Origin of the sequence: Streptomyces tsukubensis (assembly GCF_003932715.1) — a bacterium.
GTDB lineage: Bacteria > Actinomycetota > Actinomycetes > Streptomycetales > Streptomycetaceae > Streptomyces > Streptomyces tsukubensis.
Genome location: NZ_CP020700.1, coordinates 7,666,255 through 7,682,004, shown reverse-complemented (window position 1 = coordinate 7,682,004; position 15,750 = coordinate 7,666,255). Strand labels below are relative to the sequence as shown.

The 15,750-nt window shown below is 71.8% G+C and carries 7 protein-coding genes; 1 reads left to right on the top strand and 6 read right to left on the bottom strand.

Features of this window, described 5'->3' with window-relative positions:
- Nucleotides 1-132: 132 nt before the first annotated feature.
- The 6 genes from B7R87_RS31615 to B7R87_RS31590 are packed head-to-tail and all read right to left on the bottom strand — an operon-like array spanning nucleotide 133 to nucleotide 7,687.
- Entirely contained in the window at nucleotides 133-1,296 is a 1,164-nt protein-coding gene (locus B7R87_RS31615) for an alpha-hydroxy-acid oxidizing protein (RefSeq protein WP_006344904.1), read from the bottom strand.
- Entirely contained in the window at nucleotides 1,293-2,564 is a 1,272-nt protein-coding gene (locus B7R87_RS31610) for a cytochrome P450 (protein ID WP_006344905.1), read from the bottom strand. Before B7R87_RS31610 ends, B7R87_RS31615 begins: the two co-directional genes overlap by 4 nt.
- Nucleotides 2,561-4,663, bottom strand: coding sequence for a beta-ketoacyl synthase N-terminal-like domain-containing protein (locus B7R87_RS31605; protein WP_006344906.1), 2,103 nt, complete (start codon nucleotides 4,661-4,663; stop codon nucleotides 2,561-2,563). Before B7R87_RS31605 ends, B7R87_RS31610 begins: the two co-directional genes overlap by 4 nt.
- A complete protein-coding gene (locus B7R87_RS31600) occupies nucleotides 4,660-5,079 on the bottom strand; it encodes a cobalamin B12-binding domain-containing protein (protein WP_006344907.1) in 420 nt (139 codons plus the stop codon). The genes B7R87_RS31605 and B7R87_RS31600 overlap by 4 nt, the downstream gene beginning before the upstream one ends.
- Nucleotides 5,080-5,096: 17 nt before the next feature.
- A complete protein-coding gene (locus B7R87_RS31595; RefSeq protein WP_006344908.1) occupies nucleotides 5,097-6,683 on the bottom strand; it encodes a methylmalonyl-CoA mutase family protein in 1,587 nt (528 codons plus the stop codon).
- On the bottom strand, nucleotides 6,680-7,687 hold the full coding sequence (locus B7R87_RS31590) for a beta-ketoacyl-ACP synthase III (RefSeq protein ID WP_040912852.1): 1,008 nt from the start codon (nucleotides 7,685-7,687) through the stop codon (nucleotides 6,680-6,682). The genes B7R87_RS31595 and B7R87_RS31590 overlap by 4 nt, the downstream gene beginning before the upstream one ends.
- A gap of 867 nt (nucleotides 7,688-8,554) precedes the next feature.
- Between B7R87_RS31590 and B7R87_RS31585 the strand changes: the two genes are divergently transcribed.
- Nucleotides 8,555-15,688, top strand: coding sequence for a type I polyketide synthase (locus tag B7R87_RS31585; protein WP_006344910.1), 7,134 nt, complete (start codon nucleotides 8,555-8,557; stop codon nucleotides 15,686-15,688).
- Nucleotides 15,689-15,750: the final 62 nt, after the last annotated feature.

The window sequence follows — 15,750 nt, the reverse complement described above, 5'->3', positions numbered from 1 at the left end:
CAGGAAGGGCCGACACACGGGCAGGCACGGGAGCGGGGGCATCGGCCGGAGACCATCCGTCCGATGCCCCCGCCCTTCCCAAGGCCGACGAGTCTGCTGCTTCGCCGTCCGGCAGCATCGCTGCTGCGACGATCAGGTGCGGACCAGGACCGATGGGTCGAGTGCCGCAGGAGTGCGATGCCCGGTCATCGCCAGGGTCAGGTCCAGTTCCGCCAGCAGACCGCGGAGTACATGGATCACCCCCTTCGTTCCGCCCAGCGCCAGACCATAGACGTAGGGGCGGCCCAGGAGCACGGCACGGGCGCCGAGAGCCAACGCCTTGACCGTGTCGGCACCGGTGCGGATACCGCTGTCGAAGAGCACCGTGGTCCTGTCTCCCACGGCCGCCACCACCGCTTCCAGCGCGTCGAGCGCGGCCACTCCGCCGTCGATCTGCCTGCCGCCGTGGTTGGAGACGACGATCGCGTCCGCCCCGGAGTCGACAGCGGCGCGCGCGTCGCCGGGGTGGCAGATTCCTTTGAGGACGAGTGGGCCGTGCCAGTGCTCCCGGAGGAACGGGATGCTCGCCCAGGTGCGCGAGGCGTCGTTGAACAACTCGGACCACCGCTGCACTGCTCCGGCCGGATCGGTCTCGGCGGGCTTGGGCAGCAGATGCCGGAAGGCAGGGTCGGTCAGGTAGTTCGCCAGCCCGTGCAGGCGATGAAAGGGCAGGTATCCCCTGTCCAGGTCGCGGGGGCGCCAGGCCAGTGCGAACGCGTCGAGGGTCACGACCAGGACCTCGTACCTGTTGGCCACCGCGCGTTCGAGCAGGCTGAGGGTGAGCTCCGTGTCGTTCGGCCAGTACAGCTGGAACCAGCGCCGGGCGCGGGGCGCGGCCGCGGCGACCTCCTCGATGCTGTGGCTCGAAACCGTGCTCAGCACCAGGGGCACTCCTGTTTCCTCAGCCGCCCGGGCCGCGGCGATCTCTCCGTCCGGGTGGGCGAGTCCGAGGGCGCCGACGGGAGCGAGCAGCAGCGGCGTGGGAAGCCGTGAGCCGAACAGTTCGATGGACAGATCCCGTTCGGATACGTCCCGCAGCACACGTGGTACGAGTCCGTGGTGGTCGAAGGCGGCCCTGTTGGCGCGCATCGTCGCCTCCGAACCGGCCGCGCCGGCGATATAGCCGTACGCCTGTGGCGCCATGACGTCGCGGGCCGCGCGCTCCAGGCGGCTGTGGTCCGTGGTGAAGGGCGGGCGGCGGCCGGCGGTCCCGGAGCGGTAGATCTGGTCCTGGTATCCCGCGTACAGCGTGCTCATGGCAGTCCTGTCGTGGACGGCGGGCGCAGGCGCGCCCGGTCCGGTCGGCGGGCGAGGAGTCTGAGGGGGAGGCTCTTGTATCCGGAGGTGTGGATCGACCGCAGATGGGTGGGCGGGCCGAGGAGTTCGACGCCCGTGGTCTCGGTGTGCAGGATGCGCAGGGTGGTGGCCAGTTCGATCCGGGCGACGGTGGCGCCGATGCAGTGATGGGGACCGTGGCCGAAGGCCATGTGCCGGTTCGGTGTGCGGGCCGGGTCGAAGACGCCGGGCCGGTCGAACGCGTGCGCGTCCCGGTTCGCTGCCCCCAGCCATGCGACGGCCAGGTCACCGGCGGCGATCGGGTAGCCGGCCAGTGTGGTGTCGTGTGTCGCGGTACGCAGTACATGGGTGGCCGGAGAGGTCCATCGCAGGATCTCCTCCCCCGTGGTTCGCAGCTGCTCGGCGCTGCCGCTGAGAAGCGCCCGGATGTCGGGGTGGGCCGCCAGGATCGTGCCCGCCCCGGCCAGAGCGAGCCGTGTCGTCTCGGTGGCCGCGATCAGTACACCGACGCAGTTCGCGGCGACCTCCTGGTCCGTGAGCGGCTCGGGCGCCCTGGCCGTGGCCAGGGCCCGGATCATGTCGTCGTCCCCCGCTCCGCGGCGTACGCGGGTCAGGCGCAGGAAGTAGGTGAAGAGTTCGGCGTGGGCGGTCGCGGTGGTGAGCACTCCGTGGTCGCGGGCGGAGTCGGGGTCCGTGCCGCTGAGAGTCGAGGTTGCCAGGGCATAGAGTTCGTCCCGGTCGTGTGGTGGCAGGCCGAGTATCAGGCAAGCGGCTTCCATCGGCAGATGGCCGGCGATATCGCGGGCGAAGTCGAACGGTTCCCCGGTGCGGAGAAGGGGTGCCAGCCGGGTGCGCAGCGCGTCCTCCAGGGCCTGGGCCGTGGTGCGGGCCCAGCGGGGGGTGAAGTACCCGTGCATGAGGGCGCGCAGGTGCGTGTGCTGCGGTGCGTCGCAGGCGGAGATCATCTGCTGCCCGGCGGGGTCGGGGCAGTCGGGGCCGTAGCCGAGGACCATGCCGTACCTGCTGGAGAAGTCCTCGGGCCGGCCGAGCAGTTCGCGCGCCGCTGACCAGCCGGTGACCGACCAGAAGCGCCGGCCGAGGGCCGGGGAGCCGTCCCGTACCACCGGACCGGCCGTGCGCCGTCGGGCCCAGGCGGTGTGGGGCGGGCCGGTCGCGTAGGTGTCCGGGGCGCCGAGATCGGTGTCGTCGAAGGAGAGGATCGGGTTCATGCCGGGTTCCTGTCGGCTTCGAGGGCGGTGATGAGGTTCTGGGCCGTCGCATGACGGTAGATCAGCTCCGGTTGGACGTCGCGGCCGAGCCGGTCTGCGAGTGCGATCGACAGTTCGGCGACGAGCAGGGAATTGAGGCCGAGGTCCCGCAGTTGCGCGTGCGGGTCGAGGGCTTCCGGCTCGCAGCGCAGGGCTGTCGCGAGGATGCGCAGGACGGTGTCCCGCAGCGCGCCCTCGTCGTACGGTCCCGGTTCCGGGAGCAGGGCGGGTGTCGCCGTCTGCTGTGACCGTACGGGACGGGCGGCCGGTCCGGTCGGTGCGTCGCAGCCGGGCAGCCAGTGGCCGGCGGGCTCGAACGGATACGGGGCCAGCGGGATCCTGCGGGGCGTGCCGTGCGGCCACAGCGTCGACCAGTCGACGTCCTGTCCGGCCGTCCATGAGACCGCCAGCGCCTGCTGATGGCCGGTCAGTCCGGCCGGGGGACCGTCGTGCTCCTGTTCACCGGCCGGTCGGGTCAGTCCGTCGATGAGCTCGTCGATGCCGGTGGCGGCGAGCAGCAGGCGGGCGGGGAGCGGTGCGCGGCCGGCCTGCAGTGTCCAGGCCACGGCCGCGATACCGGGGGCCGGTGTACGGCCGACGAGATGGTCGCGGAGCCGGCGGCGAAGCCGGTCGAGGGCGGCGGGGGTGGCCGCCGACAGCGGGACGAGGAACCGGCCGTGGTGCACGGCCGACGGTGCTGACGCGGACCGAGGGGGTTGTTCGAGGACGGCGCAGACGGTGGACCCGCCGACACCGAAGGTGGTCACGCAGGCGCGATGCGGCGTCGGCGCGGCGGGCCAGGGTGTTGCGTGTTCGACCGGTCGGACGGCCGGTGCGAGCTCCTTGAGCCCGGGGGCGACGGTGTCCAGTCCGGTGACCGGTGGCAGGAGGCCGTGCTGCAACACCAGGGCCGCTTTCGTCAGGCTGACGAGACCGGCGGCGGCTTCGAGGTGGCCGATGGTGCCTTTCAGGGACCCCAGCCACAGCGCACCGTCGGGGCCCGCGCCCCGGGCTCCGGCACCGTCCTGCCGCACTGCGAGGGCCAGGGCGGCGGCTTCGGCGAGGTCGGTCACCGGATTTCCGCCGGAGTGGCACTCGGCATAGCCGAGGTCCGTCATCTCCAGGCCCGCGCCTCTGACGGTGCGTATGACGAGCTCGGCGAGCGCGGAGGCATCGGCGGACGTCAGACCGCCTCGGCGGCCGTCGTGGCCGGTGCCGGCATCGCGGATGACGGTGAAGACGGGATCGCCGTCGGCCAGGGCTGTCTCCAGCGGTTTGAGCAGGAGGCAGACGACGCCCTCGCCGCGCAGGTATCCGTCGGCAGCGGCATCCAGTGGCCTGGCCCGGTTTCCCGGGGAGAGCATGCGTGCCCTCCGGTAGACCGTTTCACCGACCCCGTTGCACAGGACGAACACGCCGCCGACGAACGCGGCTGCGCACTCGCCGGCGCGCAGTGCGGCCACGGCCAGGGCGAGGGCGGTCATGCCGCTGGCGGAGGCGGTGTCGACGGTGATGCTCGGTCCGCGCAGGTCGAACTGCCGGGAGATCCGGTTGGCCGCGAACGCACCCGGTACGGTCGTGGCGGAGAAGGCGTCGATCGTCGAGGCCGCCAGGCGTTCGCGGTACTCGGAGGCGTTGACTCCCATGAACACTCCCGTCCGGCTTCCGGCGAGGTCACCGGGCGCGATGCCCGCGGCCTCGCAGGCGTGCCACGCCTCTTCGAGCAGAAGGCGGTGCTGCGGGTCCATAGCAGCGGCCTCGCGGGGCCGGATGCCGAAGAATTCCGCGTCGAAGGTGTCGATGCGCTCCAGCAGTCCCGCGTGGACCTCGGCCGTGCGAGCGGTGTCCGCGTCGTAGCCGGGAATCCTTTCCGCCGGGACGCGGCTGATCATGGTTTCCCCCCTGCATACGAGTTTCCAGAGCTCGGAGGGATCGTTCGCGCCGGGGACCCGGCAGGCGGCGCCCACAACCGCGACCGGCGCGTCACGGCGGGGCCTCAGCACCGGTTCGGCCGCGGGCTGGAGAGCGAGGGATTCGGTGATGTCGGGTCCGTAGGTCATGGCATCCGCCTGGGAACGTCGTCGGTGTCGTCTGGAGGCAGGGCATGTTCGATGAATTCGGAGATGCGGTGCAGGGGGGTGCCGGGGCTGAAGATCTCGGCGACTCCGGCGTCGTGCAGAAGGGCGCGGTCCGGCTCCGGAATCACGCCGCCGACGAGCACCAGGACATGGCCGAGTGAGTGCTCGCGCAGTGCCCGGAGGATCCGGGGGACGGTGCGCAGGTGGTTTCCTGACAGGCTGGAGATGCCGAGAACATGGGCGTCCTCCTGCTCGACGACGGCTGCGGCACCGTCGGCGCTCTGGTGGCCCGCGTAGACGACCTCCATGCCGTGTGCGGAGAGATACCGTGAGACGGCGAGGGCTCCGCGGTAGTGGCTGTCGAGTCCCGGCTTGATCATGACGACCCGGATAGGCATATCGGCTCACCTCTGCCTCAACTCAGCGGCTGGTGCCAGTGGCCGTGGGCGGTCCGGAAGACCTGGGCGCATTCGCCGACGGTCGCCCGCGCGGCGGCTGCCGCGAGCAGTGCGGGCATGGTGCTGTCTCCCCGCTTCACGCATGCCGTCAGGTCGTCGAGTGCCGCGGCGACCGCACGGTGGTCACGTCGGGCCCGCAGCCGGGCCAGTTTGTGTGCCTGTCGTTCCGCCGCGTGCGGAGGCGTGAAGACTTCAAGGGGCGGCTCACCGGACGTAACGCAGCAGTTGACGCCGACTACCGGGAGTTCGCCGCTGTCGGTCATGCAGGTGGTGTTGTAGGCCTGGTCGAGGAGGCGGGCGTGGACCCACCCCGATTCGACGGCCGCGACGAGCCCGCCTTGCCCTTCGATCTCGTCGAGCACCGCGGTGGCGCGGGCATCGAGCTCGTCCGTCACGTGCTCGATGAGATACGAGCCGGCCAACGGGTCCACGCTGTGGGCCAGGCCGTTCTCCTTGAGCAGGATCTGCTGGGTGCGCAGGGCGGTGAGCGCCGCCTCGGGTGTGGGGATGCCCACGGCCTCGTCGTAGGCACTGACGTGCAGGGACTGGGCACCGCCGAGTACGGCGGCGAGTGCCTGCACGGTGGCCCGGATGATGTTGTTCAGCGGTTGGCGGGAGGTGAGGGTGGAGCCGCTCGTCTGCACATGGAACCGCAGACGCGTGCTCGCCGGGTCCAGCGGCCGGAAGCGCCGGCTCAGTTCCCTGTGGTAGACGCGGCGCGCGGCGCGGAACTTCGCCGTCTCCTCGATGAGGTCGTTGCCCGCCGCCAGGAAGCCGGACAGCCTGCGGGCGTACGAGTCGAAGGGGTGGCCGCGGGCTTCCATGCACTGGGCTGTGGCGATGGCGTTGGCCACGACCAACGCGATTTCGAGTACTGCGTCGGCTCCGGCTTCGCGGTAGTTGTATCCGGCGAAGCTGACCGGATGCCAGCGCGGCGCTGCCGCGGTGCAGTATTCGACGACGTCCACGGCGAGCCGCAGGGCGAATCCGGGGTCGAGTACCTGGGGAGCCGTCAGTACGACGGTTTCCATCATGAAGTCGTTCTGGAGCGTGCCGCGCAGTGCTTCGAGCGGGATGCCCCGCTCCTGCGCCGCGGCGAAGTACATGGCGAGGATCACCCCGGCGGCGACGGGGTGGGAGAGCACGAGGGAGACGCTCACCGACTCCAGGTCGATGCCTTCGTAGAGTTCGAGGACGTCGTCGACGCTGTCGACGGCCACTCCCCCCAGCCCGGCGTCGGCACTCGCGACCGGATCGTCGCTGTCGTAGCCGCGGTTCGTCGGATAGTCGAAGACCGTGTTGACCGCGGTGGCTCCTTCTTCCAGCAGCATCCGCAGCCGCGCGTTGGTGTCGGAGGCGGTGCCGAATCCGGCGAGAGGGCGCACAGTCCAGGGGACGTCGCGGTACATGGAGCCGTAGGGGCCGCGGGTGTACGGCGGCTCGCCGGGCTTGCCCAGGGTCTCGGCATCGGTACCGGGCGGCAGAGCGGTGTAGTACGACGCCAGCGGGATCCGGGCGGCGGTGTAGCGGAGTTCGTCGGTCATGGCAGTTCCACCACCAGGGCGGCGTAGGTGAGTCCGGCGCCGAAGCCCAGCAGCAGGGCGAGGTCGCCGCTGCGTACCGCCCCGGTGGAGAGCAGGTGCTCCATGGCGAGCGGGATCGACGCGGACGACGTGTTGCCGGAGTGTTCGATGTCGTGTGCGCACACGACGTGGCCGGGTATTCCGAGGGCCTTGGCGAGCGCGTCGGTGATGCGGGCGTTGGCCTGGTGGGGGATGAACGCACTCAGCTCGGAGAGATCCACTCCGGCTGCCGTGACGGCACGGGTGCAGACCTTCGTCAGCTCGCTCACGGCCCACCGGTACAGTTCCTGCCCGCGCATGCGGAGCGCGGGCCGCGGCCCGGGGTTGTCAGGGTGGAAGGCGGCCCAGGACGGTTGCTGGCCGACGACCGAGAGCCGTGATCCGTCGCTGCCCCACGCCACGGGTCCGATGCCGTAGTGGCCGGGCGCCGAGGTGGCCGAGACGACGACCGCTCCCGCGCCGTCGGCGAACAGGAAGGCCGAGGTCCGGTCGTCCGGGTCCGTGATGTCGGTGAGCTTCTCGGCTGCCACCACCATCACACACTGTGCGTCCCCCGCACGGATCGCGCAGTCGGCCAGGGCGACGCAGTAGCCGAATCCGGCGCAGGCGGCGGACACGTCGAACGCCGGAACCGATCGCATGCCCAGGCGTTCGGCGATCTCCGGCGCTGCCGCCGGGGTCTGGTACGGATGAGTCACGGTCGACACGAGAAGCGTGTCGACGGAGCCCCCTTCAAGACCGGCGGTGGTCAGAGCCCGGGACCCGGCCTGTACGCCCATGTCTGCGACGGTCTCGTCCGCGCCCGCCCAGCGGCGTGTGCTGATGCCGGAGCGGCGGCGGATCCACTCGTCACTGGAGTCGATACGCTCGCAGATCTCGGCGTTGCTCACCTCGCGAGCCGGCTGATACGCCCCCACGGACAGGATGTGTGAACCGCGGTTCAAGGGTTTCGCTGCGTGCTTCATAGCTCCTCCGCTTGTCGGCCGTTCCCGTCGGCTGCCGCATTCCGGCTGCCCCGCTGGATTGCCGCCGCCGCCGGAGCGGCGGTATCGGCGAGGGAGTCGAAGGCTGCCCGGGCTTGTACGGCCTCGGGAGCGAGGGGGCCGGCTCCTTCGTTCTCACCTTGTCGATCGGCACGTCTCTGCGGATTCACAGCATTGGCTGCTCCCTTGGTCGCGGAAGGCGCGGGCCAGGTCGTCGTCGGCGCTGCCGAAGGCGTTGCAAGCCGCTGCGCGCTGTCCTGCGGTGAGGCCCCAGGGGCCGACGTGCTGGACGGCAAGGCCCGGTTGAGAAATGCCCCTTATGCCCTTTTTTGTCGCCTTGGTTGATGGTACCGGGGAGCCGTCCGAGTGGCAGGTTGAACGGGATGGCGAGGCACGTCGACTTGATGCACCAGGACCCATTTCGGGGAACCTCGCGGCTGCGGGGCGTCATGGAACGGCCCGGCGGCGGTCCGGGGCCGCTGTCGGCCATGGTGACCAGGGTCGGTAGCGGAGCCGGTCCCGTCATCGGCGCCGACGGCCCGGTGTCCCGCCCTCCCAGGGAGGCCGCGGGGCCGTACACCTGTCTCCGGATCCACTCGAACGGGATCGCCCAACGCCCTTCTTCGACAGGGCTTCTTCGCCATATTTTCGCATCAGCCCCGCAGACGGCGGGGTGGATCCCCCTGCGAGCGCTGTGCCACGGGTATGGCGGTCGTCGATGCCCGCAGCGCCACGAGGAAGACGCTTGCCGCCGCCGGTGCACAGGGCGAAGCCACTCCCGCTCCTCCATTCCCTTACCGAACCACGGCCAAGCGCGCCCCGGGCGGCGTGGCCTGAAGGAACATCGTGATGAGCACCTTCACCACAGCCGCCCCGTCCGACGACGGAACTTCCCCCGTGAACGGTCCCCGGGAGGCGTCGGCCCGGCCGCAGTATCAGGACGAGCCGGTCGCCGTGATCGGGACGGCATGCCGCTTTGCCGGGGGAATCTCCACTCCGGAGGAGCTCTGGCAACTGGTGGCCTCCGGCGGGGAGGTGATCGGGGAACTGCCCACCTCCCGCGGCTGGGACCTTGATGCGCTGTACGACACGGACCGGCAGAGCCGGGGCACCTTCTATATCCGGCAGGGCGGCTTCCTCGACGATCCGGCCGGCTTCGACGCCCGGTTCTTCGGCATCGGGCCGCGCGAGGCCGCGGCCATGCACCCGCATCAGCGGCTGCTGCTGGAGACCGCCTGGGAGGCGTGCGAACGCGCCGGTATCGTCCCGGGATCGCTCCGGGGCACCGGCGCGGGATCGTTCGTGGGCGCGTTCCACACCGACTACGGCCCGCGGATGGACGAGGGATGCGAGTCGGAGGGGCATCTGCTGATCGGGTCGACCGGTGTCGCCGCCGGGCGCCTCTCCTACTTTCTCGGGCTCGAAGGCCCGGCGACCGTCGTCGACACGTCCTGTTCGTCCGGCCTCGCGGCGGTGCATCTGGCCGTCCGGTCGCTCCGGTCGGGCGAGTGCCCGCTGGCCCTGGCCGGCGGGGCATCGGTCCACGGGACACCCGGTCTGCTGGTGGACTTCAGCCGGCAGGGGGTACTCGCCGACGACGGCCGCAGCCGCGCGTTCGGCAGCGGGGCCCGGGGGTTCGGCGTGGCCGAGGGCGCCGCGATGGTGATGCTGGAGCGGCTCTCGGACGCGCGGCGCCACGGGCACCCGGTCCTGGCGGTGATCCGGGGTACGGCCTGGAACCAGGACGGCGCGAGCCAGGGTCTGTCCGCCCCGAGCGGAGCCGCACAGCAGCGTGTCGTCCGGGAGGCCCTGGCCGACGGCCGGCTCACGCCCGGGGACGTGGATCTGGTGGAGGCCCACGGCACGGGGACCCGGCTGGGCGATCCGGTCGAGGCAGGTGCTCTGCTCGCCACCTACGGGCAGGACCGGCCGGCGGAGCGGCCGGTCCATGTGGGTTCGGTGAAGTCCAATATCGGGCACACCCTGGCCGCGGCGGGTCCGGCCGGTCTGATCAAGGTGATCCAGGCCATCCGGCACCGCACCCTGCCCAAGACCCTGCACGCCGGGACACCGAACCCCGAAATCGACTGGGACAGCGGACATTTGCGGCTGCTCACCGAGTCGATCCCCTGGCCCGGGTTCGGGCGGCCGCGCCGGGCCGGGGTCCTGTCCTACGGAGTGAGCGGCACCAACGTCCATGTGATCGTGGAGGAGGCTCCTCCGCCGCCGGCCGTGCCCCGGCAACCGGTGCCACCCGCCGGTGAACCGGTCGCACCCGAGTCCATGAGGCCCTGGATCCTGTCGGCCAGGACTGCCGAGGCGTTGCGGGCCCAGGCCCGGCGACTGCTGACACACCTGCGGGAGCAGAAGACCCTCGTCCCCGTCGACGTGGGCTGGTCGCTGGCCGCCACCCGGGCACGGTTCGAGCACCGCGCGGCGGTGTTGGGCACCGACCACGAGCAGCTGACCGCAGCGCTGCGACGACTGGCGGACGGCGTCGAAGCACCGGATGTCGTACGGGGCACGGCGCACGCCCCGGCGCGCACGGTCTTCGTCTTTCCCGGCCAGGGCTCCCAGTGGCCGGGTATGGCCGTCGACCTGCTGGCGTCGTCGCCGGTCTTCGCCCGGCGGATGGAGGCATGTGAGCGGGCCCTGTCCCCGCATGTGGAGTGGTCGCTGACGGACGTCCTGCGCGGTGCGCCGGACTCCCCCGGTCTCGACCGGGTGGATGTGGTGCAGCCGGTGCTGTTCGCCGTCATGGTGTCGCTCGCCGCGCTGTGGCGGGCCCACGGAGTCGAGCCCGACGCCGTCATCGGCCACAGTCAGGGCGAGATCGCCGCTGCCTGTGTCGCCGGTGCCCTGAGCCTGGAGGACGCGGCGAAGGTGGTCGCGCTCCGCAGCAGGGCACTCCTCGAACTCTCCGGCACCGGCGGTATGGCGACCCTGGCGCTGTGCGCCGAGGAGGCCGGGGAACTGGCCGAGCGCTGGGAGGGACGGCTGTCCGTCGCGGCTCACAACAGTCCCGGCAGTACGGTCGTGTCCGGCGACGCGCAGGCGCTCGCGGAGCTGCTGTCCCTGTGCGATGAGCGCGGGGTGTGGGCCCGGCGGATCGCCGTCGACTACGCCTCGCACTCCCCGCACGTCGACCGCCTCCGGGAACGGCTCTCGGCCGAACTCTCCGATATCCGGCCCCGGCAGGGCACGCTCCCGTTCTGCTCCACCGTCACCGGGGGCATCATCGAAACCGGCGGGCTCGACGCCTCCTACTGGTTCCGCAATCTGCGCCGGCCGGTCCGGTTCGCGCCCGCCCTGGCCTCCCTCCTGCGCGACGAGCACACCGCCCTCGTCGAGATCAGTCCGCATCCGGTACTCGCCATGGGCATGCTGGAGATCACCGAGACCGCGGGCTCCCCGGCCACCGTGCTGTCGACGCTGCGACGCGACGACGGCGGCATGGACCGCTTCCATCGGGCGCTCGCCGAGGCCCATGTCCACGGGGTCCCGACCGACTGGGCGATGGTGTTCACCGGAACCGGCGCGCGGCCGGTGGATCTGCCGACGTACGCCTTCCAGCACGAGCGGTTCTGGCTGGACGAAACCTCGGGCAGGCGCTCCGGCGCGGCCATCAGCGGCCAGGACGCCTCCGGCCATCCGCTGCTCGGCGCGCAGACCTTCCTCGCCGATTCGGGGCAACTGCTGCTGACCGGGCGGCTGTCCCGGCCCACCCACCCCTGGCTGGCCGACCACGCCGTACGCGGGACGGTACTGCTGCCCGGTACCGCCTTCCTGGATCTGGCCCTGCACACCGCTGCCCTGCTGGGCTGCGACCGCGTCGGCGAACTCGTCCTGGAACAGCCGCTCGTCCTGCCCGGGTACGACGCCGTCCGCATCCAGATCGCCGCCGCACCCTCTTCCGACGGTACGTACACCCTGCGCATCCACTCGCGCGCCGAGAACACCGCCGACGGCACTCCGTGGACCCGTCATGCCTCCGGGGTGCTGTCCGCCGGGTCCCCCGCGGCTCCTGCCGCGCCCACCGGCCGGCCCTGGCCGTCGTCCGGGGCGCTCCCCGTCGACATCGACGGCCTGTATCCGCGGCTGGCGGACACCGGCTACGAGTACGGTCCCGCCTTCCGCAATCTGACAGCCGTACGGCGCGACGGCGACACGATCCTGGCCGAGGCGGGACTCGGCCGTGAACACCACGCCGACGCCGCCCGTTTCGCCCTGCATCCCGCTCTGCTGGACGCCGTACTGCACGCGCTGCTCGCGGAGTCCGGCAGCGGTACGGACGGGCTGATGCTGCCCTTCTCCTGGCACGACGTCCGGCTCCACACCGCGGGGGCCACCCGCCTGCGGGCCCGTCTCGTCCGCGCACCGGACGGCACGGTCGCCGTCACGGTGAGCGATGCCTCCGGTGCCCCGGTGGCCGAGGCCCGGTCCTTGGTACTGCGGCCCGTCAGCGGGAACGCCCTGCGGTCGTCGGCCGTCGCCGAGACGGCTCTGCACCGTATCGCCTGGCCCCCGAAGCCGCTCGTCCCGGCCGACGACGCGGGCGGCACCGGCTGGGTCTGGGCGGGCTCCGTTACGGCGCTGCGCGCGGTGACGGCCGGTCTCGTACCGCCCGGCCTCTGCCATCCGGATCTCGCGGCCCTCCGGCAGGCTCTCGCCGCCGGGGCGCCGATCCCGGAGACCGCCGTCCTGGTCCCTCCGCTCCAGCACGGCGAGAACCTCACCGCGTCCGGAGTGCGCGCCCTCGTCCGGGAGACCGTCGGACGACTCCAGGCGTGGCTGGCCGACGACCGGACCACCGACACCCGTCTGCTGGTGGTCACCCACCGCGCGGTGACCACCGAGGCAGGCGAGGAGCTTCGCTCCCCCGGGCAGGCCGCACTCTGGGGACTGCTGCGTTCCGCCCAGAACGAGCACCCCGGACAGTTCACCCTCGCCGACCTCGACGGCCTGGAAACCTCGTTCCGGGCCCTGCCCGCCGCACTGGCCACCGGCGAACCCCAATTCGCCCTGCGCGACGGCACCCTGCGCGCGCCCCGGCTCGCCCCGGCCGCCGCGCCGGCACCACTGGACCTCCGGGCCCCGTGGAAACTGGACCTCGGCACCACGAACACCTTCGACGGCATCCGGCTGATTCCCGCACCCGAGTCGGACCGTCCGCTCGGCGACGGGGAGGTCCGGGTCTCCGTACGCGCGACCGGCATCAACTTCCGCTTTGTCCTGATGGCTCTCGGGATCGTCCTGGACCGCAATGCCCATTTCGCCGAGGCGGCCGGTGTGGTGACCGGGACCGGGCCGGGTGTCACCGGCCTCGCCCCCGGCGACCGGGTCATGGGGCTGCTGCCCGGCTACACCGTGTTCGCCACCGATCCGATCACCGACCAGCGGCGCCTGCTGCCCGTCCCGGAAGGCTGGTCCTTCCCCCAGGCGGCCACCGTTCCGGTGGCGTACCTCACCGCCTATGACGCCCTGGTACGCCTTGTCGGCCTCAAGAAGGACGCCAAGGTCCTGATCCACGCCGCGGCCGGCGGGGTCGGCATGGCAGCCGTCCGGCTCGCCCAACATCTGGGCGCCGAGGTGTACGCCACCGCGAGCCCCGCCAAATGGGACACCCTCCGGGCCATGGGGATCCCCGACACCCACCTCGCGTCCTCCCGCACCCTCGACTTCGAGCGTGCCTTCCTCCAGCGGACCGATGGGGCAGGGGTGGATGTCGTACTGAACTGCCTGGCCCAGGAGTTCATCGACGCCTCACTGCGCCTGATGCCCCGCGGCGGACACTTCGTCGAGCTGGGGAAGACCGACCCCCGCGACCCCGCGACCGTCGCAAACGATCACCCCGGTGTGGACTACCGGGTCATCGACCTGTCGTCGGCGGACACCGGCCGCTGGCACGCCCTGGTCACCGAGCTCCCCGACCTGATCCGGCAGGGGGTCGTCACCCCCCTCCCCGTGGTCGCGTGGGACGCCCGTCGCGCTCCCGAGGCGTTCCGCCATATGAGCCAGGCCAGGCATACCGGCAAGAACGTCCTGATCGCACCCCGCACTCCGGACCCCGACGGCACCGTCCTCATCACCGGCGGCACCGGAACCCTGGGCAGCCTCCTCGCCCGCCATCTGGTCACCGAACACGGCACCCGCCATCTCCTGCTCACCAGCCGACGAGGGCCCGACACACCGGGAGCCGCCGCTCTGCGCGACGACCTGACCGCACTCGGCGCCCGGGTCTCCATCGCTGCCTGCGACACCGCGGACCGCGACGCGCTGGGCCGTCTCCTCGATACCGTGCCCTCCGCGCACCCGCTGACCTCCGTCGTCCACACCGCAGGTGTCCTCGACGACGCCACCCTCGCGTCCCTGACCCCCGGACAGGTGGACCGCGTCCTGCGCGCGAAGGCCGACTCCGCCCTCAACCTCCACGAACTCACCCGTGGCATGGACCTCTCGGCCTTTGTGCTCTACTCCTCCATGGCCGGGCAGCTCGGCACCGGCGGGCAGGCCAACTACGCCGCGGCCAACACCTTCCTGGACGCCCTCGCGTACCACCGCCGCGCCCAGGGCCTGCCGGGCATCTCCCTCGCCTGGGGCCACTGGGAACAGGACAGCGGCATGACCGGCCATCTGGGCCACACCGACCGGGCCCGGATCCGGAGTCAGGGCCTGCGGTCCCTCACCGACCAGGACGGTCTGGCCCTCTACGACGCGGCGGCCGGGTCCGAGGAGCCCCTCCTCGCCGTCGCCGCCCTCGGTATCGCGCACGCCGTCGGGGACAGCACATCACCACTGCTGCGCGACCTCGTCCGGCCGCGAAACCGGCCCATCCGCCCCACACCGGACACCGAACCCTCCACCGCCGTTCAACTGGCCGGCCTCAGCGCCGAGAAGCAGCGAATCGCACTGCTCGACCTGGTGCTGGACCGCGCCGCCACGGCGCTCGGACACACCGACAGGGACGCCGTCGACCCGGACGGCGGCTTCCGCGCCGCCGGATTCGACTCCCTCGCGTCCGTCCAGCTCCGCAACAGCCTCAACATCGCGACAGGCATCAGCCTGGCCACGACCGCGGTCTTCGACCACCCCACCCCCCGGAAGCTGGCCGAGCACCTCACCACGCTGCTGTCCCCCACGAGCGCCCCAGCCGACACCGATGCCGAGGAGTCGGACAACTCCGTCGCCCGGTACCACGCCGCGCGACGGGCGGGCGACCCGGCCGAGGCCACGACGACGGCACGCGCCGCCACCAGGGCGCGTCTGGCCGCGGAGTGCCATGGGAAGACCCGGGTGGCAGCGGCCCGGCCCACAGTCCTGGCCCCGGGAGGGTGGGCGCCCCGCATCATCTGCGTCCCCGCGCTGCCCGCCCCGGCCGACCCGCTCCAGTACCGGACACTGGCCCGGCACCTGCCCCCGCACCGGGGCGTGACCGTACTCCCGCTCCCGGGCTACACCGATGGCGAACCCCTGCCGCCGACACGGGAAGCGCTCGTCGGCACCATGGCAGAAGCCGTACGGGAGGCGTCGCAGGGCGAACCGTACGTCCTCCTGGGACACTCCAGCGGCGGCTGGGTCGCCTACGCCACAGCGCAGCAGCTCTCCGGCCACCCGAACCCACCCCTCGGAGTCGTCCTCCTGGACACCGGCGTCGGCCGTAAGATCACGCCCGGCCTCGCGGCCGAAGTGACCTGGCGCTCCTGGGAGCACACCGGTGAGGCGGACCTCCTCGACACCGCCGGCCTCACCGCGATGAGCCACTACTTCGACCTGTTCACCGCATGGAGCCCGGACCACCCGCGGCTACCCGCTCTCCTCGTGGCGGCGGAGGCACCGATTCTCGGTCTGAGGGCCGAATTCCCTCTCGTCCCGAGCACCATCACACCCGGCGACCATCTGACCATGATGCGGGAGCACGCCGAGACGACCGCCCACGCCGTCGAGGACTGGATCAACCGCCTGAGCGACCCGAACACCGCCTGAAGCCCCGGCCGCCACCACCCCCTTGCAGGACAACAGCACCGACTCCGGCGCCAGTCCGAGCG